This is a genomic window from Agrobacterium sp. B1(2019) (genome assembly GCF_008274755.1).
In the GTDB taxonomy this organism is placed as follows: domain Bacteria; phylum Pseudomonadota; class Alphaproteobacteria; order Rhizobiales; family Rhizobiaceae; genus Agrobacterium; species Agrobacterium salinitolerans.
Genome location: NZ_VTPB01000001.1, coordinates 1,624,499 through 1,647,810 on the forward strand (window position 1 = coordinate 1,624,499; position 23,312 = coordinate 1,647,810).

At 60.2% G+C, this 23,312-nt stretch carries 25 protein-coding genes; 15 read left to right on the plus strand and 10 right to left on the minus strand.

Annotated features, from left to right (window positions below; genetic code table 11):
* Nucleotides 1-11: 11 nt before the first annotated feature.
* The 4 genes from fabF to fabD all read right to left on the minus strand — a co-directional run bounded on the left by fabF (nt 12) and on the right by fabD (nt 3,877).
* The gene (fabF, locus tag AGR1_RS08060; protein WP_080791000.1) at nt 12-1,274 is read right to left on the minus strand and encodes a beta-ketoacyl-ACP synthase II; all 1,263 of its coding nucleotides are present in this window, start codon (nt 1,272-1,274) and stop codon (nt 12-14) included.
* A 250-nt stretch (nt 1,275-1,524) separates the two neighbouring features.
* Nucleotides 1,525-1,761: an acyl carrier protein gene (locus AGR1_RS08065; protein WP_003502080.1), complete on the minus strand. Its 237-nt coding sequence runs from the start codon at nt 1,759-1,761 to the stop codon at nt 1,525-1,527.
* Nucleotides 1,762-2,111: 350 nt separating this feature from the next.
* Nucleotides 2,112-2,849 carry a 3-oxoacyl-[acyl-carrier-protein] reductase gene (fabG, locus tag AGR1_RS08070; protein ID WP_080791001.1) on the minus strand — a complete coding sequence of 246 codons (738 nt, stop codon included), beginning with the start codon at nt 2,847-2,849 and terminating at the stop codon, nt 2,112-2,114.
* A gap of 83 nt (nt 2,850-2,932) precedes the next feature.
* Entirely contained in the window at nt 2,933-3,877 is a 945-nt protein-coding gene (fabD, locus tag AGR1_RS08075) for an ACP S-malonyltransferase (RefSeq protein ID WP_121459723.1), read from the minus strand.
* Between the two features lie 224 nt (nt 3,878-4,101).
* Here fabD and AGR1_RS08080 point away from each other — a divergent pair, with 224 nt between their 5' ends.
* The 5 genes from AGR1_RS08080 (at nt 4,102) to rplI (ending at nt 7,869) form a co-directional block, all read left to right on the plus strand.
* The gene (locus AGR1_RS08080) at nt 4,102-5,145 is read left to right on the plus strand and encodes an aldo/keto reductase (RefSeq protein WP_149146651.1); all 1,044 of its coding nucleotides are present in this window, start codon (nt 4,102-4,104) and stop codon (nt 5,143-5,145) included.
* 288 nt (nt 5,146-5,433) lie between these two features.
* A complete protein-coding gene (rpsF, locus tag AGR1_RS08090; RefSeq protein ID WP_003502065.1) occupies nt 5,434-5,895 on the plus strand; it encodes a 30S ribosomal protein S6 in 462 nt (153 codons plus the stop codon).
* Between the two features lie 13 nt (nt 5,896-5,908).
* Entirely contained in the window at nt 5,909-6,157 is a 249-nt protein-coding gene (rpsR, locus tag AGR1_RS08095; RefSeq protein WP_003496832.1) for a 30S ribosomal protein S18, read from the plus strand.
* Nucleotides 6,158-6,304: 147 nt separating this feature from the next.
* Nucleotides 6,305-7,279 (plus strand): DUF2232 domain-containing protein, encoded by a 975-nt coding sequence (locus tag AGR1_RS08100; RefSeq protein WP_080791004.1) that lies wholly within the window; start codon nt 6,305-6,307, stop codon nt 7,277-7,279.
* Between the two features lie 14 nt (nt 7,280-7,293).
* Nucleotides 7,294-7,869: a 50S ribosomal protein L9 gene (gene rplI, locus AGR1_RS08105; RefSeq protein ID WP_077982571.1), complete on the plus strand. Its 576-nt coding sequence runs from the start codon at nt 7,294-7,296 to the stop codon at nt 7,867-7,869.
* A 102-nt stretch (nt 7,870-7,971) separates the two neighbouring features.
* Here rplI and AGR1_RS08110 read toward each other — a convergent pair whose 3' ends face one another.
* From AGR1_RS08110 to AGR1_RS08120, 3 genes are read right to left on the minus strand one after another with little or no spacing between them, the layout of a single operon-like run.
* Nucleotides 7,972-9,039 carry an HlyD family secretion protein gene (locus AGR1_RS08110; RefSeq protein WP_077982572.1) on the minus strand — a complete coding sequence of 356 codons (1,068 nt, stop codon included), beginning with the start codon at nt 9,037-9,039 and terminating at the stop codon, nt 7,972-7,974.
* Nucleotides 9,040-9,057: 18 nt separating this feature from the next.
* On the minus strand, nt 9,058-10,785 hold the full coding sequence (locus AGR1_RS08115; RefSeq protein WP_187772081.1) for an MFS transporter: 1,728 nt from the start codon (nt 10,783-10,785) through the stop codon (nt 9,058-9,060).
* On the minus strand, nt 10,782-11,237 hold the full coding sequence (locus AGR1_RS08120) for a MarR family transcriptional regulator (protein ID WP_080791005.1): 456 nt from the start codon (nt 11,235-11,237) through the stop codon (nt 10,782-10,784). Before AGR1_RS08120 ends, AGR1_RS08115 begins: the two co-directional genes overlap by 4 nt.
* A gap of 327 nt (nt 11,238-11,564) precedes the next feature.
* Between AGR1_RS08120 and AGR1_RS08125 the strand changes: the two genes are divergently transcribed.
* Nucleotides 11,565-13,061 (plus strand): replicative DNA helicase, encoded by a 1,497-nt coding sequence (locus AGR1_RS08125; protein ID WP_080791006.1) that lies wholly within the window; start codon nt 11,565-11,567, stop codon nt 13,059-13,061.
* Nucleotides 13,062-13,160: 99 nt separating this feature from the next.
* Here the strand turns inward: AGR1_RS08125 and AGR1_RS08130 are convergent, their stop codons facing one another.
* The 3 genes from AGR1_RS08130 to AGR1_RS08140 all read right to left on the minus strand — a co-directional run bounded on the left by AGR1_RS08130 (nt 13,161) and on the right by AGR1_RS08140 (nt 15,161).
* A complete protein-coding gene (locus AGR1_RS08130) occupies nt 13,161-13,463 on the minus strand; it encodes an AzlD family protein (protein WP_080791007.1) in 303 nt (100 codons plus the stop codon).
* Entirely contained in the window at nt 13,460-14,164 is a 705-nt protein-coding gene (locus AGR1_RS08135; RefSeq protein ID WP_149146652.1) for an AzlC family ABC transporter permease, read from the minus strand. The genes AGR1_RS08130 and AGR1_RS08135 overlap by 4 nt, the downstream gene beginning before the upstream one ends.
* Nucleotides 14,165-14,303: 139 nt before the next feature.
* Complete coding sequence (locus AGR1_RS08140) at nt 14,304-15,161, minus strand: AraC family transcriptional regulator (RefSeq protein WP_162927385.1); 858 nt, start codon at nt 15,159-15,161, stop codon at nt 14,304-14,306.
* 85 nt (nt 15,162-15,246) lie between these two features.
* Here AGR1_RS08140 and alr point away from each other — a divergent pair, with 85 nt between their 5' ends.
* The 9 genes from alr to cysS all read left to right on the plus strand — a co-directional run bounded on the left by alr (nt 15,247) and on the right by cysS (nt 23,271).
* Nucleotides 15,247-16,422, plus strand: coding sequence for an alanine racemase (gene alr, locus AGR1_RS08145; protein ID WP_149146653.1), 1,176 nt, complete (start codon nt 15,247-15,249; stop codon nt 16,420-16,422).
* Between the two features lie 65 nt (nt 16,423-16,487).
* Nucleotides 16,488-16,799 (plus strand): type II toxin-antitoxin system ParD family antitoxin, encoded by a 312-nt coding sequence (locus AGR1_RS08150; protein WP_149146654.1) that lies wholly within the window; start codon nt 16,488-16,490, stop codon nt 16,797-16,799.
* Complete coding sequence (locus AGR1_RS08155) at nt 16,756-17,046, plus strand: type II toxin-antitoxin system RelE/ParE family toxin (protein ID WP_149146655.1); 291 nt, start codon at nt 16,756-16,758, stop codon at nt 17,044-17,046. The genes AGR1_RS08150 and AGR1_RS08155 overlap by 44 nt, the downstream gene beginning before the upstream one ends.
* A gap of 6 nt (nt 17,047-17,052) precedes the next feature.
* Entirely contained in the window at nt 17,053-18,459 is a 1,407-nt protein-coding gene (radA, locus tag AGR1_RS08160; protein WP_149146656.1) for a DNA repair protein RadA, read from the plus strand.
* 89 nt (nt 18,460-18,548) lie between these two features.
* Nucleotides 18,549-19,136 (plus strand): CvpA family protein, encoded by a 588-nt coding sequence (locus AGR1_RS08165; protein ID WP_080791012.1) that lies wholly within the window; start codon nt 18,549-18,551, stop codon nt 19,134-19,136.
* Between the two features lie 138 nt (nt 19,137-19,274).
* On the plus strand, nt 19,275-20,783 hold the full coding sequence (gene purF / locus AGR1_RS08170; RefSeq protein ID WP_080791013.1) for an amidophosphoribosyltransferase: 1,509 nt from the start codon (nt 19,275-19,277) through the stop codon (nt 20,781-20,783).
* A 145-nt stretch (nt 20,784-20,928) separates the two neighbouring features.
* Entirely contained in the window at nt 20,929-21,669 is a 741-nt protein-coding gene (locus AGR1_RS08175) for an SDR family NAD(P)-dependent oxidoreductase (protein WP_080793053.1), read from the plus strand.
* Nucleotides 21,670-21,702: 33 nt separating this feature from the next.
* Nucleotides 21,703-21,864 (plus strand): hypothetical protein, encoded by a 162-nt coding sequence (locus AGR1_RS29535; RefSeq protein WP_187772082.1) that lies wholly within the window; start codon nt 21,703-21,705, stop codon nt 21,862-21,864.
* Between the two features lie 21 nt (nt 21,865-21,885).
* A complete protein-coding gene (cysS, locus tag AGR1_RS08180; protein WP_149146657.1) occupies nt 21,886-23,271 on the plus strand; it encodes a cysteine--tRNA ligase in 1,386 nt (461 codons plus the stop codon).
* Nucleotides 23,272-23,312: the final 41 nt, after the last annotated feature.

Here is a 23,312-nt window from a genome sequence, read left to right on the forward strand (position 1 = left end):
AGCCGCCGCGATTATGCTTCGTAACGACGCAGCACGAGGGAGGCGTTGGTGCCGCCGAATCCGAAAGAGTTCGAGAGCGCCACGTCGACTTTACGCTTGCGCGCCTTGTGCGGCACAAGATCGATCTTCGTCTCTACATCGGGATTGTCGAGGTTCAGCGTCGGCGGAACGATGTTATCGCGGATCGCAAGCGTCGCGAAGATCGCCTCGATAGCGCCCGCCGCACCGAGAAGATGGCCGGTGGCCGACTTGGTGGAAGACATGGAAATCTTCGAGGCCGATTCGCCGACAAGCCGCTCGACCGCGCCAAGCTCGATCGTATCGGCCATGGTCGAGGTGCCGTGAGCGTTGATGTAGTCGATATCGTCAGGCGTGAGACCTGCGCGCTTCAGCGCCATCGACATGCAGCGATAGGCGCCTTCACCGTCCTCGGACGGTGCGGTGATGTGATAGGCATCGCCAGAGAGGCCGTAACCGACGACTTCCGCATAGATCTTCGCGCCGCGCGCCTTGGCATGTTCCAGCTCTTCCAGAACGACGATGCCCGCACCTTCACCCATGACGAAACCATCGCGGTCACGGTCATAGGGGCGCGAGGCCTTCTGCGGATCGTCATTGTGCTGTGTGGAAAGCGCCTTGCAGGCGGCGAAGCCGGCAAGCGCGATGCGGCAGACCGGCGATTCGGCGCCGCCGGCGACCATGACGTCGGCATCGCCAAGCGCGATCAGACGGGCGGCGTCGCCAATGGCGTGCGCGCCGGTCGAGCAGGCCGTCACCACGGCATGGTTCGGTCCACGCAGCTTGTGGCGGATGGAAACCTGGCCGGATACGAGATTGATCAGGCGGCCGGGAATGAAGAATGGGGAGATGCGCCGCGGGCCCTTGTCGCGCAGCGTATAGCCCGCCTCGACAATGCCCTCCAGGCCGCCAATGCCGGAGCCGATCAGAACGCCTGTCGCGATCTGGTCCTCGTCCGTTTCCGGATGCCAGTCCGCGTCGGCAAGCGCCATGTCGGCGGCAGCCATCCCGTACAGGATGAAAGGATCGATTTTGCGCTGTTCCTTGGGTTCCATCCAGTCATCGGCATTGAAGGTGCCATTGGAACCATCGCCGACGGGAATACGGCAGGCGATCTTTGCGGGCAAGTCTTCGACTTCGAATTCAGTCACGAGACGGGCGCCGTTCTGGCCGGCCAAAAGCCGTTCCCAGGTCACTTCCGTTCCGCATCCAAGAGGAGATACCATGCCGGTACCGGTGATAACGACACGCCTCATCGCCAACGCTCCGCCCTTATCCAAATCATCGGTCTCCCTGCAACACCGGGCACCATGAGATGGCACTCTCGGCAGGCTGCAGTATGTCTCAATCTTTGCTTGAAGGTTACAGGCAGCGTTATTGCAGCCCGTGACCTTTACGACAAAGGGAAAGCGTGCCTTTGCGGCACCCACCGTCTGCCTATAAAACATTGGCCCGGACAAGCCGGGCCAAGACGGGAAGATATGTCACCCTCCCGATGAAGGTCGATCAGGCCTGGGCCTTCTCGATGAACTTGACGGCGTCGCCGACCGTCAGGATCGAGTCAGCTGCGTCGTCGGGGATTTCAACGCCGAATTCTTCTTCGAAAGCCATGACCAGTTCAACGGTGTCGAGCGAATCAGCGCCCAGATCGTCAATGAAGCTGGCGCCTTCGACAACCTTGTCGGCGTCAACGCCAAGATGATCAATTACAATTTTCTTTACGCGTTCTGCGATATCGCTCATGTCGGTTTCCTCGACCTTTATTTTGAAGGGAATGCCTTGCGGCACCCTGCCCTGTTAGAAGCCCTCATGCGCCGTTCAAATCCGGCGCTGCTGGCAAACCCGTTCAACCCGTTCCAAGCTAGACATCGTCACGCAAAATCGCAACGGCTTCCTGTCTCTCCGGGACGACTGTTCACAGTCTTGGCCCGCTTAACATGGTTTCAATCGGTCGAAAAGCCTGAAAACGCGCTAAGCACAGCGTATGACAGGCAATTTCGCCGAAAACCAGTCGGCGGAGCCTTGCGGCGCCAGCTACCCAAGAAGGTGCTTAAATAGCGCCGCAATCCTTTTCATGACAGCCTTGGGCGCCGTCAGATCATAGCCATGCCGCCATTGACGTGCAGGGTCTGGCCGGTCATGTAGCCCGCCTCGTTGGAGGCGAGGTAAAGAACGGCCGAGGCGACCTCAGCACCGGTTCCCATGCGCTTCATGGGAATGGCGCCCATGATGGCGTCTTTCTGCTTGTCGTTCAGCTTGCCGGTCATGGCGCTTTCGATGAAGCCCGGCGCCACGCAGTTGACGGTGACGTTGCGGGTGGCGATTTCCTGTGCAAGCGACTTCGAAAAACCGATCATGCCGGCCTTGGAGGCGCAATAGTTCGCCTGACCGGGATTGCCGGTGACGCCGACGATGGAGGTGATGTTGATGATACGGCCGAAACGGCGGCGCATCATCGGATGTGTCAGTTCACGCGTCAGGCGGAACATCGCGGTCAGGTTCACCTCGATGACGTTGTCCCAGTCCTCGTCGCTCATGCGCACGAAGAGGCCGTCCTTGGTAATCCCGGCATTGTTGACGAGGATATCAACACCTTCCAGCTCGGCTTCGGCCTTTTCGCCGAGCGCCTTTACTTCTGAGCGATCGGCGAGGTTTGCCGGGAAAATCTTGACGCGCTCGCCAAGTTCCGCCGCCAGCGCCTCGAGCTTTTCAACGCGCGTGCCATGCAGGCCGACGGTTGCGCCCTGGCTGTGCAGAAGGCGGGCGATTTCTTCGCCGATGCCGCCGGTTGCGCCGGTTACGAGAGCCTTGCGGCCTGTCAGATCAAACATGTCCTATTCCTTCTTTAGAGCTTCGGACTGAAAATGTTGAGCGTTATAGCGCCCTGAGGAATGCGGCTGCGGAGGAAATCCCGTCAGCCGATAAGCGTGGCAAGAAGCTGATCGATATCGGCAGCGCCGTTGACGGCAACGCCATTCACCGTCTTGTCGATGCGGCGGGCAAGGCCCGTCAGTACCTTGCCGGAGCCGATCTCGTAAAGCTGCGTGACATTGTTGGCGGCGAACCATTCCACCGTCTCGCGCCAGCGCACCTGCCCCGTCACCTGTTCTACCAGCAGGGCGGCGATCTCATTGGCATCGGAAACGGGAGCGGCGCGCACATTGGCGATAACCGGTACGACCGGATTGTGCTTTTCAACGGCCGCCAGCGCCTCGCGCATCGCTTCTGCCGCCGGCGCCATCAGCGCGGAGTGGAAGGGGGCGGAAACCGGCAGCATAATGGCGCGCTTGGCGCCCTTGTCGGACGCGATCGCCGCAGCCTTCTCGACGGCGGCCTTGCCGCCGGAGATGACAAGCTGGCCCCCGCCATTGTCATTGGCGATCTGGCAGACGCCGAGAATGGCCGCTTCTTCGCAGATTGCCGAAACCGCGTCATGCTCAAGCCCGATGATCGCCGCCATCGCGCCCTCGCCCACCGGCACGGCGGCCTGCATGGCGTTGCCGCGGATGCGCAGAAGACGGGCGGTATCGGCAACCGAGAAGGTGCCGGCGGCACAGAGCGCCGAATATTCGCCGAGCGAGTGGCCGGCGACATAAGAAACCGTATCGGACAGCTTGAAACCGCGCGCTTCGAGAACCCGCATGACCGCCATGGACACCGCCATGAGGGCCGGCTGGGCGTTGGCGGTCAGCGTCAACGTCTCTTCCGGGCCGTTCCACATGATATCGGAAAGCTTCTGGTCGAGCGCCTCGTCGACTTCCTCAAACACCGCGCGCGCTTCCGGATAGGAATCCGCCAGCTCCTTGCCCATGCCGACGGCCTGGCTTCCCTGACCGGGAAAAGTGAATGCAATACCCATGGGATGTCGTCCTTCTTGTCTGGCCTTGCCTTTATTCTTGTCGACTTCCATTCACATTCCCGCCCGCGAAGTCAAGGCTTGAAGCCCCATGGCGGTCCCTCGCCAGGGGTTTTGCCGACCTGTTTTCCCCTTATCTTTCATCATATTTTTTCTTGCACTGCGGCAAATCCCCATTACTTTCACCCCACCTTCCAAACTATCTGGCCAAGCACCGGGACATTTCCATGAAACAGAGACTATTGGGCCGCACGGGTATTTCCGTGTCTGAAATCTGCCTCGGCACCATGACGTGGGGCACGCAGAACACCGAAGCCGACGCGCACGCGCAGATGGATTACGCCGTCGAAAACGGCGTCAATTTCTTCGATACGGCAGAACTATATCCCACCACCCCCGTTTCCGCCGAAACGCAGGGACGGACGGAAGACTATATCGGCACATGGTTTGAAAAGGCCGGCAAGCGCGATCAGGTCGTGCTCGCCACCAAGGTCGCAGGCTCTGGCCGTGACTACATTCGTGGCGGTCGCGATATCGACGCTGCCGCGATCCGCGAGGCTGTCGATACCAGCCTCCAGCGCCTGAAGACCGACTATATCGACCTCTATCAAATCCACTGGCCGAATCGCGGCACCTATCATTTCCGTGGCGCATGGAGCTTTGACGCTTCCGGCCAGGACACCAAGCGCACGCTCGCCGAAATCACCGAAAAGCTCGAAACGCTCGGCGAATTGGTGAAGGCCGGCAAGATCCGCGCCATTGGTCTCTCCAACGAAAGCGCCTGGGGCACGCAGAAATATATCGACATCGCCGAGGCCAACGGCCTGCCGCGCGTCGCCACGATCCAGAACGAATATAACCTGCTCTACCGCAGCTTCGATCTCGACATGGCGGAAGTCGCCCACCACGAGGATGTCGGCCTGCTCGCCTATTCGCCGCTGGCGGCCGGCCTTCTGACCGGCAAATACCAGAACGGCGCTCGTCCCGCCGGTTCACGCGGAACCATCAACAAGGATCTCGGTGGCCGTTTGCAGCCGCATCAGGAAGCGCCGGTCAAGGCGTATCTGGAGCTTGCTGCCGCTCATGGCATCGATCCAGCAAAACTCGCCATTGCCTTCTGCCTGACGCGCCCCTTCATGGCCTCCGTCATCATCGGCGCGACGACGATGGAACAGTTAAAGGTTGATATTGCGGCTGCGGATGTGACGCTGTCGGACGAGGTACTGAAGGGTGTAGCGGCGATCCACCGGCAATATCCGATGCCGATCTGACGATAGAACAGCGCGCTTTTTCGCGGTCGCCCTTGCATTCCGGGCAAAAATCCGTATAAGCGCGCTGTTCACAACACCCGGTCCAATTGGCTGGTGGCTGAACGGAGGGCTGGTTCCGTTAACGGAACAGCAGGAACCATAAGGTTTTTCCGGCCTCCCGTGTCTCCGCTCTCGACCGTCTCGAACAACGCTTTTCTTGCTTTAAGGCTCACGCCTTTTCAGGAGCAGTCGTTGAGGCTTAGCGCCGTTGCCGGGTGAAGGACGAAACGCAAGAAAGGCAAAGCTTAAATGGCTCTTTACGAACACATCTTCCTTGCCCGGCAGGATATTTCTGCCCAGCAGGTCGACGCACTTGTCGAGCAGTACAAGGGCGTTATCGAATCGTTCGGCGGTAAAGTCGGACGCGTCGAGAACTGGGGTCTGAAGTCCCTCACCTACCGCATCAAGAAGAACCGCAAGGCTCACTACGCTCTCATGGACATCGACGCTCCGGCGGCCGCCATCCATGAAGTCGAGCGCCAGATGCGCATCAACGAAGACGTTCTTCGCTACATGACCATCGCCGTCGAAGCCCACGAAGAAGGCCCGTCCGCGATGATGCAGAAGCGTGATCGCGACGACCGTCCGCGCCGTGACGGCGACCGTCCGGACCGTGGCCCGCGTGAAGATCGTGGTCCCCGCGCACCGCGCGAAGGTGGCTTCGGCGACCGCGAAGACCGTCCGCGCCGTCCGCGCGAAGACCGTGCATAAGGAGAATTGACCAATGGCTGATACATCCTCTTCCCAGGCACGCCGCCCGTTCCACCGCCGTCGCAAGACGTGCCCCTTCTCCGGCGCAAACGCTCCGAAGATCGACTACAAGGACGTTCGTCTCCTGCAGCGCTACATTTCCGAGCGTGGCAAGATCGTTCCTTCCCGCATCACGGCCGTTTCCCAGAAGAAGCAGCGCGAACTCGCCCAGGCGATCAAGCGCGCCCGTTTCCTCGGCCTGCTGCCCTACGTCGTAGCGTAATGAATTGGAGCGAGGCTGCGTTTGACGCGGCCTCGCTTCTCTAAATCCTTCCGCGTTGGGCGCGGATCGATACTCTAAAAACCCATGTTGGGGATGAGGCTCTCAGGAGCGATCCTCTAACTGCTTAAGTTTCAGCAGGACAGCGAAGTGCAGAAGTTGAACCAGACAGTGCTGATTTCCGGCGTTCTCGCCGGCATATGCGCCGCGTTTTTAACGCTTGGCGCAACGGCACAGTCGTCGCTTTCTTTCCTGCTGTATGCCGGTTCCGCCATGCCGATTTTCATCGCCGGCATGGGCTGGGGCAACCGCGCCGCCATTATCGCAATCATCACCACGGCCATCATCGGTGCTTTGGTCATGTCGCCGCTTTTCGCGCTGACGATTGCCATCTTCACGCTGATTCCGGCGGGCTGGCTTTCGCATCTCGCCAATCTGGCACGCCCGGCCTCCGAACTCGGCGGCCCGGATGATCTGCTTGCCTGGTATCCGCTGTCCGGCATCGTGCTACATCTGTGCATTCTGGTTACCGTCGCCGTCGTCATTCTCGGCTGGATGATCGGCTACGGTCCCGATCTCGTCGCGCGCATGGTCGATGTGATGATGACCTCGGTTCAGAGCCGCGAACCCCTGTTCGAGCCCAATGTCGAGGCGCTGGCGCAAACAAAGACCCTGTTGGTGCTGATGCTGCCAATCGTTCAGGGCGGCCTCTGGGTCATCCTTTTGTTTGCCGCCTATTATTTCGCGACGCGAGTGGTCGGCACCTTCGGCAAGGGTCTTCGCCCGCGCGAGGACATCGCTTCGGCACTGCGCATGCACCGCAACGCCATCTTCATTTTCCTCGCTGGCATTGTCGCCATGTTCCTTGGCGGCGTCGCGGCCATGGTCGGCGCGGTCATCTGCGGCACCTTCGGCGCGGGCTTCCTGATGGCGGGTTACGCCTCGCTGCACAAGCGCGCGCGAGGAAAGGACTGGCGTCTGCCGGTTCTCATTCTCGCATATCTCTCGGCGGTCTTTGTCTTTCCGCTGTTCATCATTCTCGTGTTCGGCCTGAGCGATGTGCGCAGCACGATCTCTCTTACTCCGACGCGGAAAACCGACAATACGAACGAAACCAACAACTAGAAAGGATCAAGAAGATGGACGTTATTCTTCTCGAACGCATCAACAAGCTCGGCCAGATGGGCGAAACCGTCAAGGTTCGCGACGGCTATGCCCGTAACTTCCTGCTGCCGCAGGGCAAGGCGCTGCGCGCCAACGCCGCCAACAAGACCCGTTTCGAAACCGAGCGCGCAACGCTTGAAGCCCGTAACCTCGAGCGCAAGTCGGAAGCCCAGAAGGTTGCCGAAGCCCTCGAAGGCAAGTCCTTCATCGTCGTCCGTTCGGCTGGTGAAACCGGCCAGCTCTACGGTTCTGTCGCTGCTCGCGACGTCGTTGAAATCCTCGGCGCCGAAGGCTTCAACATCGGCCGCAACCAGGTTGAGCTGAACACGCCGATCAAGACCATCGGTCTGCACAACGTTACCCTGCACCTGCACGCCGAAGTCGAGCTGCAGGTCGAGCTGAACGTTGCCCGTTCGGCTGAAGAAGCAGAGCGTCAGGCCAAGGGCGAAAGCCTCACCTCCGCTGACGCCATTTACGGCGTTGACGAAGACGCGCTGCGTCCGGAAGACTTCTTCGATCCGGAAGCTGACCGCGACGGCGACGACGAATAAGATCTGGCCTAACGGTCAAAGGAAAACCCCGGATGGCGACATCCGGGGTTTTTTGTTTGTTGTGTTTGTAGAGGGGGTATCCCTCCGCAAACTCAACGCCCACTACCTCGCCGCCGTCTCCGTGCGCTCAGGCGCCTTGCTCTTGTCCACATGCACCACCACCGACATGCCCGGAGAAAGCTCCGCCGTCAGGGGCTGATCGGCATCGATCGCGATCCGTACGCCGAGGCGCTGGGCGATCTTCACGAAATTACCCGTCGCATTGTCAGGCTTGATAACGGCGAATTCCGAACCCGTCGCGGGCGAGAACCGTTCCACATGGCCGGTAAGCTTGCGGCGATGCAGCGCGTCCACCGAGATCGTCACCGGCTGGCCCACCTGCATGCCGGCGAGCTGGGTTTCCTTGAAATTGGCGATAACCCAGACATCATGCGGCACAACGGCCATCAGCTGCGTGCCGGCGGTGACATATTGGCCAGTGCGCACGCCGATTTCGCCGAGCCTGCCATCCACCGGCGCGTGGATTTCGGTATTGGCAAGATCGATCCGGGCGAGTTCGACGGCGGCTTCGGCATTGGCGACGGCTGCCTGCAGCGAGCTGCGGTTGACGATGATCGTCTGCAAATCCTGTCGCGACACTTCCAGCGCCGCCTTTGCCTGCGACAGCGATGCCCTCGCCTTTTCCAGCGCGGCATGAGCTTCTTCCTGGAGGCTTGAGGTTCCTACCCCGCTTTTGATGAGATTGTCCTGCCGGTCGGAGGCGAGCTGCGCCTGTTTCAGCGAGGCCTGCGCGCTGTCAACCGCCGCCTCGCTGGAGCGAATATTGGCATTGGCCGCATTTTCCTGCTGGCGGGAATTGTCGAGTGCCGCCTTGTGCGTATCGAGCGTTGCTTCCGCCTGGGCCTGTTTCTGGCGATAGATGCGGTCGTCGATCTTCGCCAGCAGGGTGCCCTGCTTGACTTCCTGATAGTCCTTCACCGGAACATTCACCACATAGCCGCTCACCTGCGGGCTCATCGTCGTGACATAACCCCGCACGAAGGCATTGTCGGTCATTTCGACGGTGGAAAGGAACGGCGGCAGCCGCCAGGCGTAAAGCACCAGCGCCACACCGGCGATGCCGCCGAGCAGCACGAGAATGGAAACGGGAGTAAAAAACTTCTTCAGCATGATGTCACTCTTGGATGTTCAAGACTGTGTCGCTGGCGCGGCACCGGCATTTCCCGAAAGGAGTGGCCGGATGCGTCGCCAGGCAAGATGGATTAAAAGGAAGGCAAGCGCCAGCGCCGAGACAACGGCGATCAGCAGGAACGTATCGTTATAAGCAAGCACATAGGCTTCCCTGCTGACCTGCTGACCGAGCAGCGACAGCCCCTCGGCCTTCAGCAATGCCGGATCGGTGATGACATGACTGTAAGCGCCGGAAAGTTGCGAGACGCGCTGGGCGACTGCGGGATTGGTGAGCAGGATATTTTCCACCAGAATATTGGAGTGGAATTTTTCCCGCAGCGTCACGAAACTGCCGAGCAGGCCCGTCATCAGCATCGATCCGGTAATCTGCGTAAACAGGAAGATGGTGATGAAATTCACCAGATAGGGTGTGCCCCTTGCAATCGCTGCGCCAAAACCCTTCGCCATGACAGGCGGCAGGAACATGGCGGCGCCGAACGCAATCATCATCTGGCTGAGATACATTTGCTCCGGGCGGGTCAGATTGGTGGACTGACTGTCCATAAAGGACCCGGCGGCAATCAGCGTCAGCGCAATGACATGGGCCGTATCGACATATTTCGTCAACATCAACCAGGCGCAGGCCGCCCCACCCAGGAGGGTGGCCAGCAGCACCAGCGCATAAAGCGGGATTGTCTGATCATTGAGCAGGCCGAGCTGCTGGTAAAAGCTGACAGCCGTCGAGGATTGTTCAGACGATACCGCCCTATAGACCAGCAGGACCGCGATGGCGTGCAGGTTGGTTTTGGAGAAAATCCAGCGCAGGTCGAGAAGCGGGTTCTGGCGCGGCAATTCGATGAAAGCCATCAGTGTCAGAAGAGCAATGGATGTCGCCAGCAGCGCACCGAGCCACCAGGTTTCGAACCACCAATAGAACCGGCCGAGCGTCAGCATCACCGCGAGGCAACCGAGACCACCAGCAAACAGGAGATAGCTTAGAATATCCATGCGCTCGATGACTTTCGCGCGCGGCGGCGGCGTGACCTTGAGGACATAGATCATGGCAAGCGAGATCAGCGCAAAGCCGACTTCCATTGAATAGAGGGCGTTCCAGCCGTCAATCGCCAGCAGCGAGGGTGAGACCATGCGCGCAATCGGCGCGGACAGCAGGGTTCCCGTCAGCGCAATGCTGAAGCCGAGCGAGAATTTTCGCGCGGGCGGAAAAGCTTCCAGTATGTAGAGGAAGCCGAGCGAGGAAATCGGTGCGGCGGCCATGCCGCTGATGAAGCGGATGACGATCGCCGAATGCAAATCCGTGACGAAAAGATTGAGGCAGTTGGCGATGACAAAGGCGACGATCGAAAGCTCGGCGAAGGGTCGCAGGCCATATTGCGCCCTGACCTTGAACAAAGCGATGGAGAAGGTGGCATAGGGCGCCATATAGGCCGCCGAAAGCCAGGCCACCTCAGCCACGGTTGCAGAAAACTCGCCCTGCAGCTGATAGAGATTGGCCATGACGAGGTTCATGCCGAGACCCTGCGTGATGAAAAAACACAGCCCAGCGAAAATGAAGCAGAGCCGCAGCCACAGCGGCCGATCCGGCTGAACGGGCGCGGCAAGGGTTGGTTCCGGTTCCGCAGCTGTCGCAGAAACGACCGCAGGCGTCACATTCGCCTGCTTCTCCGCAGTATCCGGTTCCTGGTTAAGCCTCACATCGTGATCATTCTGCGATACCACGGTGCTCATGCCTGCCCCCTTCCCGAAGCGAGATTTTGCAGGTTGGCCGACAGGCGGCGCATGACATCCAATGCCATCGCCAAATCCTGCGAGGAAATATCGGCGGCAATCTCGGAGCGCAGCGACTTTGCCATCGCCTGCACCGTCTCGGAGGTTTTTTCCCCTTCCACCGTCATGTGGATGCGTTTGGCGCGGCGGTCGTTCTCATCGGAACGGCGTTCGATGAGGTTCTGCTTCTCCATGCCGTCGAGCACGCGCACCAGGGTCGGCGTCTCGATTTCCATTTCTTCGGCAAGTTCCGTCTGCGTCAGCGGACCTCGGCGAGAAAGGGCGAAAAGCGCCCGCGCGCGGGCCAGCGTCAGGCCGCTTTCCCCCACCCGCGCATCAAAAAACGCGCGCAGTTTGCGGGTAAAAGCGGAGACTTCATCCAGAAGCTGTTCCTTGTCGGTTTCGCGGGACATGTCAGTAAGCCTTATAATTAGCACACTACTTATTTTCTGCCTATTTATTCGTAAGACTGACGAATTTCAAGTTTCTTTCACGCCGGGTCTGCCATGCGGTAAACTCATGGCAGCGAATCACGTTGCCGCGAATTCCGGGCCGGTAATTTTTTCCCGCCCCTTGTCTCAGCCCCCCTGTGGATTGCTGGGGACAACTGAAGATGTGATCGAGCGCAACGGGGCAGACGTCACCCTGCCATGGAGTGTTGCAACAATATCATTGACTGCCATGCCCCAGGAAGCCAAAGCCTGAGGTGTAAGAAAAGGCAAAGGGAGATCGCGCAAACCATGAACGACGCTGTGAGAAAGATCACCCCCGCGCAGCAGGCGGAACCGCATTACCGCGAAGCGCCGAACAACATCGAAGCGGAACAGGCGCTGCTCGGCGCCATCCTCGTCAATAACGACGCCTATTATCGCGTGTCGGACTTCTTGAAGCCCGTGCATCTTTACGAACCGCTGCACCGCAAGATTTTCGAGGTGGCGGGCGATATCATCCGCATGGGCAAGACCGCCAATCCGGTAACGATCAAGACCTTCCTGCCCGCCGACGACAAGATCGGCGATCTGACGGTGGCGCAGTATCTCGCGCGTCTGGCGGCAGAAGCCGTATCGATCATCAACGCCGAAGATTACGGCCGGGCGATCTATGATCTGGCGCTGCGCCGCGCGCTGATCCAGATCGGCGAGGATGTCGTCAACATCGCCTATGACGCGCCGCTCGACATGCCGCCGCAGGCGCAGATTGAAGACACCGAACGCCGCCTGTTCGAACTGGCGGAAACCGGCCGTTACGACGGCGGCTTCCAGTCGTTTAACGACGCCGTGGCGCTGGCGATCGACATGGCCGGCGCCGCTTTCGAACGCGACGGCAATCTCTCCGGTATTTCCACCGGTATTCATTCGCTCGACGCCCGCATGGGCGGGTTGCAACGGTCCGACCTTATCGTGCTTGCCGGCCGCCCGGGTATGGGCAAGACCTCGCTTGCGACCAACATCGCCTACAACATCGCCGCATCTTACGAGCAGGAAGTTCAACCCGATGGCTCGTATAAGGCGAAAAACGGCGGCGTCGTCGGCTTCTACTCGCTCGAAATGTCGTCCGAACAGCTCGCTACCCGTATCATTTCCGAGCAGACGGAAGTGTCTTCCTCGAAAATCCGCCGTGGTGACATTACCGAGGCCGATTTTGAAAAGCTCGTCGCCTGCTCCCAGATGATGCAGAAGGTGCCGCTTTACATCGACCAGACCGGCGGTATCTCGATCGCCCAGCTTTCCGCCCGCGCCCGCCGCCTGAAGCGCCAGCGCGGCCTCGATGTTCTGGTGGTCGACTACGTTCAGCTGATGACCGGCTCCGGCAAGAGCGGCGAAAACCGCGTGCAGGAAATCACCCAGATCACCACGGGTCTGAAAGCGCTCGGCAAGGAACTCAACGTTCCGATCATCGCGCTGTCACAGCTCTCCCGTGCGGTGGAAAGCCGCGAAGACAAGCGTCCGCAGCTTTCCGACCTGCGTGAATCCGGCTCCATCGAGCAGGACGCGGACGTGGTGCTGTTCGTGTTCCGCGAGGAATATTACGTCAAGAACATGGAGCCGCGCGATATATCCGATCCCAAATATGCCGAGTGGGAAGCCCTGTTCGACAAGGTGAAAGGCACGGCTGACGTCATCATCGCCAAGCAGCGTCACGGACCGACCGGCACGGTAAAGCTTGCCTTCCAGTCCGAGTTCACCCGCTTTACGGATCTGGCCGATCCGAGTTTCAGCCAGTACGAAGAGCATTGATCCGGCAATAATGGCAAAGAGGGTATGTTTACCGTCTCGGCCATGTCTCACACTGCGTAAACAAGACTGGAATCTTTTCAGGGTCTTGGCGGAATTTTCTCACAATCCGATTCCGCGCAGCAGCGCCACGGCCGCAACACCGAGCGTTGCGGCCGGCAGAAGGCTGAAGCGCAGCGCCGCAACCGCGGTGATTGCGCAGGCGATGGTTTCCGCCAGGCCACTGGCGAGCGCCGTCGGCGTCACCACGGCCATGAGGACGGCGGGCGGCACCACGCCGAGCGCTTTCTTCAGGCGCGGTGTCAGCGAAAAATGAGTGACCAGCAACAGGCCGCCAAGGCGGGTGGCGACGGTTGCCGCCATCATGGCAAGGATTGTCAGCAGCGTATTCGGATCGAGCGTCATGCCGGCTGCTCCGCCTGTTCCTCATGGCCGAAGGCGGCAACGGCCAGACCCGCCAGCGCGCCGGCGGCGATATACCACGCGCCTGGAACCAGCGTGTGGGTGAGACAGGCGGCGGATGCGCTTGCCAGCAGCACGAAGCCGGTTTCCCTGCCCTTCCAGAACCCCATGAGCAGCACGATGAAGACGGCGGGAAAGGCGAAGTCCAGACCGATGACCGACATGTCCCCCGCCACCGAACCGAGCAGCGCGCCGGCAAGCGTTGCAAGGTTCCAGACGAGATAGATCGAGAGCGCAGCGCCGGTGAAGAAGGCCGCCGTCAGCCTGTCGGCGATGACGCGGAATTCGGACAATGCCCAGGATTCATCCGTCAGCACCAGCATGGCGGCATATTTCCGCCACCCCGTGAAATCCTCCAGCTTGCCCGCGATGGAGGCACTCATCAACACATGGCGCAGATTGACGAGAAGCGCCGCAAAACCGAGCGCTGTCCAGCTTGCGGGATGCGTCCATAGATCCATGGCAACGAATTGTGAGCCGCCAGCAAAGACCAGCAGCGACATCAGCGAGGCCTCGAGCGGCGACAGGCCTTTGCCGATGGCGACAGCACCGAAGACAATGCCAATCGGCACCATGGCGACCAGCAATGGTGCCGCGGCCCGCAATCCCGCGCTGAATTCCAGGCCTTTTCCCGATATCGACATCGCATTCTCCCTTTCAAAAGAGAGGGATTACGCTTGCGACATTCTTCGGTCTTGAACGAAAGTGATGTCAGGCGTTTTTCTGCTGGAGCGTCGTTTTTTCTTTTGTCGCATTTCCGAAACAGGAATGCGGGCTTTGAACTCAGGCCGCCCGGAACTGCCCCGGCGTGACACCGGTGCGGGCCTTAAAATGCCGGCTGAAATGCGCTTGGTCAGCAAAACCGCACATTGCCGCCACCTCGGCCGGCGTCTCGCCGGCACGCAGAAGCCGACGCGCCCTGCGGATGCGTACATCCGTCAGATAGGCATGCGGGGTGATGTGAAACTCTTTCCTGAAAGCGCGGATAAGATGCGCGCGGCTGAGACCGGCGATGGAGGCCAGTTCCTCAAGGCCGATATCGGTTTCGTAATTGTCGGAAAGATAGTCGCGCGCGGAATAAACCGCCGTTTTTTCTCGCGTTTCGACAGGCAGGATAATGGCGCTGCCGTGCCTGCTGAACAGGGCGGCGAGAACCGAGAACATGCCCTCATCCGCCTCCAGCGCGCCGGATTTCGTCTCCAGCCGCCGGTGGGCCATCTGAAAGACGGCCGCCATCTGCGGATCGTGCGGCAGGAATTTGGGAAAGCACGGCGTGCCGTGAAACGCCCTGCCCGTAACGTCCTCGATGATCTCGCGAAGCAGTTCCGTATCGGGATAGATCATCCGGTAACGATATCCGCCGCCGCCCGGCGCACCATCGTGAATCTCATCCGGGTTGATGAGATAAAGATGCCCCGGCCCCGTCTGTTCGGTGGCGCCCTGAATGGTGGAAATCTGCGAACCGCTTTCGATAGCGCCTATGGAAAAAGTGTCATGTGCATGCGGTGAATACTCATGGGTGAGAAACGTCGCGCTGAGGCACTCCATGCCGCCAAAACGCCGGTCACGCCAGAAACGCGTGGTTTCCGTCGTGGCAACGGGCATAAAATCAAGGGCCTGTTCCTGCGAAACATTGTGCATGAGCGAAGTTTAGAACATTCCGTCCTTACCGTCTTGAACAAAAGTGCTAGGGTCTGGCCGGTTCCAAATCAACCGGACGCATGGCATGACTGACGACTTCGAAGACAGCTTTCCCGAAAACGAAACCGACGCTTTCGAGCACGCGCCGCTGCGGCTGACCGTCGATCTCGGCGCCCTCGCCGACAATTGGCGCGACATGAAAAAGCGGTCCGGAAGCGCCCGGACGGCGGCTGTCGTCAAGGCCGATGCCTATGGTCTCGGTATCGAGGATTGCGGAGCGACGCTCTACCATGCCGGCGCGCGGGACTTCTTCGTGGCCACGGTGGCCGAGGGTGCGACATTGCGGTCCTATGCCCCGGAAGCGCGCATCTTCGTGCTCTCCGGCATCTGGCAGGGGCAGGAACGGCAGGTCTTCGACAATGATCTGGTGCCGGTGCTGGCATCCGAAGAACAGCTGTCCTTCTGGATGGCAACTGTTGCCGAACGGGGCGACCACCCCTGCGCACTGCATGTGGATACCGGTTTCAATCGCCTCGGCCTGCCCCTCGACGACGCGCTGTTCCTTGCCGACGACGTCACACGTCCGGCGAGTTTCGACCCGGTTCTGGTACTGTCGCATCTCGCCTGCGCCGACACGCCCTCCTCACCGATGAACAGGGCGCAGCTCGAATCATTCCGGAAGGTTAGCGCCGCTTTCGAAGGTATCGAATCAAGCCTGTCGGCTTCTGCGGGGATTTTCCTCGGCTCGGATTATCATTTCGACCTCACCCGCCCCGGCATCGCCCTTTATGGCGGCGAGGCGGTCAACGGTGTGGCCAACCCGATGCGGCCTGTGGCGAAGGCCGAGGCGCGGGTCATCCAGATACGCGAGGCGAGTGAAGGCCAGACCGTCAGCTATGGCGGCAGTTTCCTGCTGAAGCGCGCCAGCCGGCTTGCCATTGCTTCCGTCGGTTATGCGGATGGATATCAGCGTTCGCTTTCAGGTTCGGGCATTCCGCTGCGTGAAATGGGGCACGGCGGCGCCTACGGTGTCGTTAACGGCCATAAGGTGCCCGTGGCCGGCCGCGTGACCATGGATCTCACCATTTTCGACGTCACGGATGTACCGGCCAACGCCATCCGCGCCGGCGACTACATCGAGCTTTTCGGCCCCAACGTGCCCGTCGACGAGACCGCACGCGCGGCGGGAACGATCGGCTATGAGATGCTGACAGGGCTTGGTCTGCGATATGAGCGGCAATATCTGATGGCAGATGATTAACGGCCGCCTTTAGCGCTTGGAAAGGCCACGCGACCTGTGCTAAAAGAGAACAAAAGGAGATCGAAATGCCCGAAATCCATTTGAGCGAGCAGGACGAGAAGTTCATCGAGGAGCAGGTGGCGGCTGGCATCTTTAAGGACGCGGATTCGGTCGTCTCAGCTGGTTTGCGTTTGCTGGGCAGCAGGGAAGGCAAGCTTGTAGAGCTTCAACGACTGATTCAGGAAGGGCTGGACGATGTGGAAGCCGGCCGGGTGATGGAGTTCTCCAGTGCGGATGATTTTACCGCGCACATAATGAAGCTGGCGGGGGAACAGGATGAAGCGAAGGCGCCTGGTGGTCACCGCACGGGTACTGGACGATCTTCTCGCCGATCATAATTATATCGCGCAATTCAATCCCGTTGCTGCCAGGCGCTTTCTGGACGACATCAACGTCAAAATGATCTCGCTGGCGCGATACGGGATAACAGGTGTGCCTCGCAGCTTCGCGCCGAACTTGCGGGCTTTCCCCTATCGTGATCGATGCATCTATTTCATCGTCGATGACAAAAAGATGTATGTGCTGCGTGTGCTGCATGGCCATCAGGACATTTCCGCCGAAGATTTCAAACAAGAAGAAAACTGACATAAGATGGCCAAAGCCAAGACCCAATTCGTGTGCCAGAACTGCGGCACGGTTCATACCCGCTGGGCGGGAAAATGCGAAGGCTGCGGCGAGTGGAATACCATCGTCGAAGAGGATCCGATGGGCGGCATCGGCTCCGGGCCGGGCAAGGCGCCGAAGAAGGGCAGACCCGTCACGCTCACCTCGCTTTCCGGCGAGATCGAGGAGGCGCCGCGCATTCCGACCGGCATCAGCGAACTCGACCGGGCGACTGGCGGCGGTTTCGTGCGCGGTTCGGCCGTTCTGATCGGCGGCGACCCGGGTATCGGCAAATCGACGCTGCTGATGCAGGCGGCGGCTGCCCTGTCGCGGCGAGGCCATCGAATCGTCTATGTCTCGGGCGAAGAAGCGGTGGCGCAGGTGCGTCTGCGGGCGCAACGTCTCGGCGCTGCGGATACCGACGTGCTCTTGGCGGCGGAAACCAATGTCGAGGATATTCTGGCGACGATCTCCGAGGGCAAGCGGCCCGATCTCGTCATCATCGATTCCATTCAGACCCTGTGGAGCGACACGGCCGATTCCGCCCCCGGCACGGTGACGCAGGTGCGCACTGGCGTGCAGGCGATGATCCGTTTCGCCAAGCAGACAGGCGCGACCATGGTGCTGGTGGGCCATGTGACAAAGGAAGGCCAGATCGCCGGTCCGCGCGTGGTGGAGCACATGGTCGATGCCGTGCTCTATTTTGAAGGGGATCGAGGTCACCATTACCGCATTCTACGTACGGTCAAGAACCGCTTCGGGCCGACCGATGAAATCGGCGTTTTCGAAATGTCGGATCGTGGCCTCAGGGAAGTGTCCAATCCGTCGGAGCTGTTTCTGGGCGAGCGCAACGAAAAATCGCCGGGTGCAGCGGTTTTCGCCGGCATCGAAGGCACACGTCCCATACTTGTCGAGGTGCAGGCGCTGGTCGCTGCCACGTCGCTCGGCACGCCGCGCCGCGCGGTCGTCGGCTGGGACAGTTCGCGACTCGCCATGATTCTCGCCGTGCTGGAGGCCCATTGCGGCGTGAAGCTTGGCCAGCATGATGTTTATCTGAACGTCGCCGGCGGCTACCGTATTTCCGAACCGGCCGCCGATATGGCGATTGCGTCTGCGCTTGTTTCCTCGCTTGCCGGTCTTGCCCTGCCCGCCGATTGCGTCTATTTCGGCGAAATCAGCCTGTCGGGTGCGGTGCGCCCGGTTTCGCATACGGGCCAACGGTTGAAAGAAGCTGAAAAACTCGGCTTTTCCGCCGCACTTCTGCCGTCTGGTTCGGCTGAATTGCCGAAAGCGGGCAAGGGTCGGTGGGCGGAAATTGAAAGCCTTCCGGACCTCGTGGCCCGCATCGCCGGCTCCGGCAACCGGTTCAAACAGGTTGAGGACGACGAATATTGATCCTTTCGCCAAGGGAAACAGTGGTGTAAGAGGATCGCAAAATTGGCAAGGCAGCGTCTGACAAGGCGTCGCACCTCCGGAGTTGGTATATGCCCATTACAATTTTCGACGGCATCGTCATCGCCGTTGTTCTTTTCTCTGCCCTTCTTGCAATGGTGCGCGGTTTCTCACGCGAGATTTTGTCGATTGCGAGCTGGGGCGGCTCTGTCGCCGCCGCCTATTATCTTTATCCGGTCCTGCTGCCCTATGCGCGCAACTATACCGATGACGACAAGATCGCGATCGCCGGTTCCGCCGGTGTGGTCTTCCTCGTCTCGCTGATCGTGATTTCCTTCATCACCTCGCGTATTGCCGATTTCATCATCGACAGCCGCATCGGCGCACTGGACCGTACGCTCGGCTTCCTGTTCGGCGCAGCGCGCGGCATTTTGCTTCTGGTCGTCGCAGTCGCTTTCTGGAACTGGCTGGTGGATGTGAAGACGCAGCCGGAATGGGTGACGCAGGCTAAGTCCAAACCTTTCCTCGATGGGCTGGTGGGCAAGCTGGAGGCGGTTCTGCCTGACGATATCGAGCCGCAGATCCGCGCCCGTATTCTTGGAAAACCACAGGAACCGGCAGCCGCGCAGGCGCCTGCCGAAGATGTGCCGGCAACAAATCAACCGGCAACGAATAATTGACACAGTGTCGCGCCTTGCAATGCATGCAAGGCGCGCTATTTGTGCTAAATATCAAGCACGACACAGATGGGCCGACCGGGAGAGATACTCACCGGAGAGGTCTTTCTTTTTTCTCGGTAGAGAGCAAGGGCAAGCCGGATGATTGAGCCGCTTTCGCATTCCACATTCCATGGGACCACTTTCAAGGAAGAGATCGACGGCGATACGCTGCATGAAGAATGCGGCGTGTTCGGCATTCTCGGCCATGCCGACGCCTCGGCGCTGACCGCGCTCGGCCTGCATGCGCTTCAGCATCGCGGCCAGGAAGCAGCCGGCATCGTCTCCTTCGACGGCAAGCGTTTCCATCAGGAACGCCATATGGGCCTCGTTGGCGATCATTATACCGATCCCGCAACCCTTGCCCGCCTGCCCGGCTCCATCGCCATTGGCCACACCCGTTATTCCACCACTGGCGAAGTGGCGATGCGCAACGTGCAGCCGCTGTTTGCCGAGCTGGAAGAAGGCGGCATTTCCATTGCCCATAACGGCAACTTCACCAATGGGCTGACGCTTCGCCGCCAGATCATCGCGACAGGCGCCATCTGTCAGTCGACATCGGATACCGAAGTCGTGCTGCACCTCATCGCCCGCTCCCGCCACTCCTCCACGGCCGATCGTTTCATCGATGCTATCCGCCAGATGGAAGGCGGTTATTCGATGCTGGCGATGACCCGCACCAAGCTGATTGCCGCACGCGACCCGATCGGCATTCGCCCGCTGGTCATGGGCGAGCTGGATGGCAAGCCGATCTTCTGCTCGGAAACCTGTGCTCTCGATATCATCGGCGCGAAATTCGTCCGCGACGTTGAAAACGGCGAAGTCATCATCTGCGAAATCCAACCTGACGGTTCGATCACCATCGATGCGCGCAAGCCGTCGAAGCCGCAGCCGGAGCGTCTCTGCCTGTTCGAATATGTCTATTTCGCCCGCCCCGATTCCGTCGTTGGCGGCCGCAACGTCTACACGACGCGCAAGAACATGGGCATGAACCTGGCCAAGGAAGCCCCCCTCGAAGCCGACGTCGTTGTCCCGGTTCCCGACGGCGGCACGCCGGCAGCGCTTGGTTTTGCGCAGGAAAGCGGCATTCCCTTCGAATACGGCATCATCCGCAACCATTATGTCGGCCGCACCTTCATCGAGCCGACCCAGCAGATCCGCGCTTTCGGCGTCAAGCTCAAGCATTCCGCCAACCGGGCGATGATCGAAGGCAAACGCGTGGTGCTGGTGGATGATTCCATCGTGCGCGGCACGACCTCGGTCAAGATCGTGCAGATGATCCGCGAGGCCGGCGCCAAGGAAGTTCATATCCGCGTCGCCAGCCCGATGATCTTCCACCCGGATTTCTATGGTATCGACACGCCTGACGCCGACAAGCTGCTGGCCAACCAGTATGCCGATGTCGAGGCGATGGCGAAGTATATCGGCGCCGATTCCCTGGCTTTCCTGTCGATCGACGGACTTTACCGCGCCGTTGGCGGTGAGAACCGCAACCATGCGCGGCCGCAGTTCACCGACCATTATTTCACCGGCGATTATCCGACCCGCCTTCTCGACAAGAATGGCGAGGCCATGGGCAGCAAGATTTCCATGCTGGCCAGCAACGGCTGATAAGCGAGACAGAACAAGCGGCCACCGGTCTCCGGCGGCCGCTTTTTTCTTGCTTTTATTCCGCACGCCAGCTGCGACAATTTAATTGCTTGCAGCGGGCGGCTGCGGCTTCGTAGAAGAAGGCGCAATCATTTCGGGGGAGACCATGACTATCGATCTCAAGGGGCGCATCGCTCTCGTTACCGGCGCATCGCGCGGCATCGGCTATTTCACCGCGCTGGAGCTGGCCAAGGCGGGCGCGCATGTCATCGCCTGCGCCCGCACGGTCGGCGGTCTTGAGGAGCTGGACGACGCCATCAAGGCCGTCGGCGGCACGGCGACGCTGGTTCCCTTCGATCTCTCCGACATGAAGGCCATCGATGCGCTGGGCGCCAATATCTACGAGCGCTGGGGCAAGCTCGATATTCTCGTCGCCAATGCCGGTGTTCTCGGCGTTATCTCACCGGTCGGTCATATCGAAGCGAAAGTCTTCGAGCGGGTCATGAACATCAATGTCACCGCCACCTGGCGGCTGATCCGCTCGGTCGAACCGCTGCTTCTGAAATCGGATGCGGGCCGCGCACTGATCCTGTCTTCGGGTGCCGCCCATAGCTGTCGCCCCTTCTGGGGCGTCTACTCCGCCTCCAAGGCCGCCGTGGAAGCACTGGCCCGCACCTGGGCTGCGGAAACGCAGAAGAGCGCGCTTCGTGTCAACAGCATCAATCCGGGCGCCACGCGCACGGCGATGCGCGCCCAGGCCATGCCGGGCGAAGACCCGGCCACCCTGCCGCATCCGTCAGAGGTTGCTGCCGCCATCCTTCCCCTCGCCTCGCCGGCATTGACCGAGACCGGCAAGCTCTTCGTCGTGCGCGATGGAAAATTCGTGGACTACCGCCAGCCGGAATGAGGATTTTCCGCTCTGTGGACCGGCAGGGTCTCCATGGTTGCCCTTGACCGGGAGACCCTGCCGCGCCATAACGCAAGTCATGAAAACGACGATCTGCACCTGCTGCTGAAATTATTTTTGCTGGTTCGCCACCGGCCGGATCGTTTTCGTCTCCCGCAAGGCCCAACAGACAAACGGTCCGGTCAGGACAATTGACTACCTTTAGGGAATTGCCGCATGTCCTTGCGCCTGAAACTTCACAATACCCTGACACGCGAAAAGGCGGAATTTGCGCCGATCGATCCTGACAATGTGCGCATGTATGTCTGCGGCCCGACGGTCTATGATTTTGCCCATATCGGCAATGCGCGCCCGGTCATCGTGTTCGATGTTCTCTACCGATTGCTGCGTCACGTCTATGGCGAGACCCACGTGACCTATGCCCGCAACATCACCGATCTCGATGACAAGATCAATGCGCGGGCGCTGCGCGACTATCCGCATCTGCCGCTCAACGACGCCATCCATGCGGTGACGAAAAAGACCGCTGACCAGTTCCACGAGGATGTGGCCATGCTGGGCTGCCTTCCGCCGGCTGTCGAACCCCGCGCCACCGACTATATCGCGGAAATGATCGACCTCATCGAAAAGCTGATCGCCCGCGGCCACGCCTATACGGCAGGCGGCGAGGTGCTGTTCGACACCCGCTCGATGGCCGATTACGGCCAGCTTTCGAAGCGGCCTCTGGACGAACAGCAGGCGGGCGCACGCGTGGCTGTGGAGGCCCACAAGAAGACACCCGGCGATTTCGTCCTGTGGAAGCTTTCGTCCAATAATGAGCCGGGCTGGGAGAGCCCATGGGGCCGTGGCCGTCCCGGCTGGCACATCGAATGCTCGGCCATGGCAGGTCGTTACCTCGGCGAGGTGTTCGACATTCACGGTGGCGGGCTCGATCTCATCTTCCCGCATCACGAAAACGAGATCGCGCAATCGCGCTGCGCCCATGGCACGCATGTCATGGCCAATGTGTGGATGCATAACGGATTCGTGCAGGTGGAAGGCCGCAAGATGTCGAAGTCCGAGGGCAACTTCGTGACCATCTACGAATTGCTGCACACGGAGAAGTTCGGCGGTCGCCAATGGCCGGGCGAGGTTCTGCGCCTTGCCATGCTGATGACGCATTATCGCGAGCCGATCGATTTTTCGGTGAAGCGTCTGGAAGAGGCCGAACGCCTGCTTGCCAAGTGGCCGGCGGCCGATGCCTCCGATGCGGCACCGGATGAAACCGTGCTTGAGGCGCTTGCCGACGATCTCAACACAGTTGCCGCCGTGCAGGCGCTGCATGCGCTGGCCCACGCCGCCAATGCGGACCCATCCCGGCTGCCGGCCTTTGCGGCAAGTGCTGCCCTCCTCGGCGTCTTGCCAAAGAAGACGGAAATGGACGAGGCCATCGTTTCGGCCGTGGATGCGCTGGTGGAATTGCGCCTTGAAATGCTGAAGGCGAAGAACTTTGCGGAGGCGGATCGTTTGCGTGATGAGCTTTCCGAGAAGGGTATTCAGTTGAAGGATGGGAAGGACAAGGAGACCGGGGAGCGGACGACGACGTGGGAGTTGAAGCGGTAATTTGCTGCTGCGGCTTGCGGTTTACCCCCCTCTGCCCTGCC

Excerpts from the sequence above, each read along its gene's own strand:
- alr (WP_149146653.1), top strand. The coding sequence starts at position 15,247 with ATGACTGACGACTTCGAAGACAGCTTTCCCGAAAACGAAACCGACGCT.
- AGR1_RS08110 (WP_077982572.1), bottom strand. The coding sequence starts at position 9,039 with ATGCTGAAGAAGTTTTTTACTCCCGTTTCCATTCTCGTGCTGCTCGGC.
- radA (WP_149146656.1), top strand. The coding sequence starts at position 17,053 with ATGGCCAAAGCCAAGACCCAATTCGTGTGCCAGAACTGCGGCACGGTT.
- AGR1_RS08175 (WP_080793053.1), top strand. The coding sequence starts at position 20,929 with ATGACTATCGATCTCAAGGGGCGCATCGCTCTCGTTACCGGCGCATCG.
- rpsR (WP_003496832.1), top strand. The coding sequence starts at position 5,909 with ATGGCTGATACATCCTCTTCCCAGGCACGCCGCCCGTTCCACCGCCGT.
- AGR1_RS08065 (WP_003502080.1), bottom strand. The coding sequence starts at position 1,761 with ATGAGCGATATCGCAGAACGCGTAAAGAAAATTGTAATTGATCATCTT.
- AGR1_RS29535 (WP_187772082.1), top strand. The coding sequence starts at position 21,703 with ATGGTTGCCCTTGACCGGGAGACCCTGCCGCGCCATAACGCAAGTCAT.
- AGR1_RS08140 (WP_162927385.1), bottom strand. The coding sequence starts at position 15,161 with ATGCACAATGTTTCGCAGGAACAGGCCCTTGATTTTATGCCCGTTGCC.
- fabD (WP_121459723.1), bottom strand. The coding sequence starts at position 3,877 with ATGGGTATTGCATTCACTTTTCCCGGTCAGGGAAGCCAGGCCGTCGGC.
- rplI (WP_077982571.1), top strand. The coding sequence starts at position 7,294 with ATGGACGTTATTCTTCTCGAACGCATCAACAAGCTCGGCCAGATGGGC.
- AGR1_RS08125 (WP_080791006.1), top strand. The coding sequence starts at position 11,565 with ATGAACGACGCTGTGAGAAAGATCACCCCCGCGCAGCAGGCGGAACCG.
- fabG (WP_080791001.1), bottom strand. The coding sequence starts at position 2,849 with ATGTTTGATCTGACAGGCCGCAAGGCTCTCGTAACCGGCGCAACCGGC.
- cysS (WP_149146657.1), top strand. The coding sequence starts at position 21,886 with ATGTCCTTGCGCCTGAAACTTCACAATACCCTGACACGCGAAAAGGCG.
- AGR1_RS08115 (WP_187772081.1), bottom strand. The coding sequence starts at position 10,785 with ATGAGCACCGTGGTATCGCAGAATGATCACGATGTGAGGCTTAACCAG.
- AGR1_RS08135 (WP_149146652.1), bottom strand. The coding sequence starts at position 14,164 with ATGTCGATATCGGGAAAAGGCCTGGAATTCAGCGCGGGATTGCGGGCC.
- AGR1_RS08120 (WP_080791005.1), bottom strand. The coding sequence starts at position 11,237 with ATGTCCCGCGAAACCGACAAGGAACAGCTTCTGGATGAAGTCTCCGCT.
- AGR1_RS08080 (WP_149146651.1), top strand. The coding sequence starts at position 4,102 with ATGAAACAGAGACTATTGGGCCGCACGGGTATTTCCGTGTCTGAAATC.
- AGR1_RS08150 (WP_149146654.1), top strand. The coding sequence starts at position 16,488 with ATGCCCGAAATCCATTTGAGCGAGCAGGACGAGAAGTTCATCGAGGAG.
- rpsF (WP_003502065.1), top strand. The coding sequence starts at position 5,434 with ATGGCTCTTTACGAACACATCTTCCTTGCCCGGCAGGATATTTCTGCC.
- purF (WP_080791013.1), top strand. The coding sequence starts at position 19,275 with ATGATTGAGCCGCTTTCGCATTCCACATTCCATGGGACCACTTTCAAG.
- AGR1_RS08130 (WP_080791007.1), bottom strand. The coding sequence starts at position 13,463 with ATGACGCTCGATCCGAATACGCTGCTGACAATCCTTGCCATGATGGCG.
- AGR1_RS08165 (WP_080791012.1), top strand. The coding sequence starts at position 18,549 with ATGCCCATTACAATTTTCGACGGCATCGTCATCGCCGTTGTTCTTTTC.
- fabF (WP_080791000.1), bottom strand. The coding sequence starts at position 1,274 with ATGAGGCGTGTCGTTATCACCGGTACCGGCATGGTATCTCCTCTTGGA.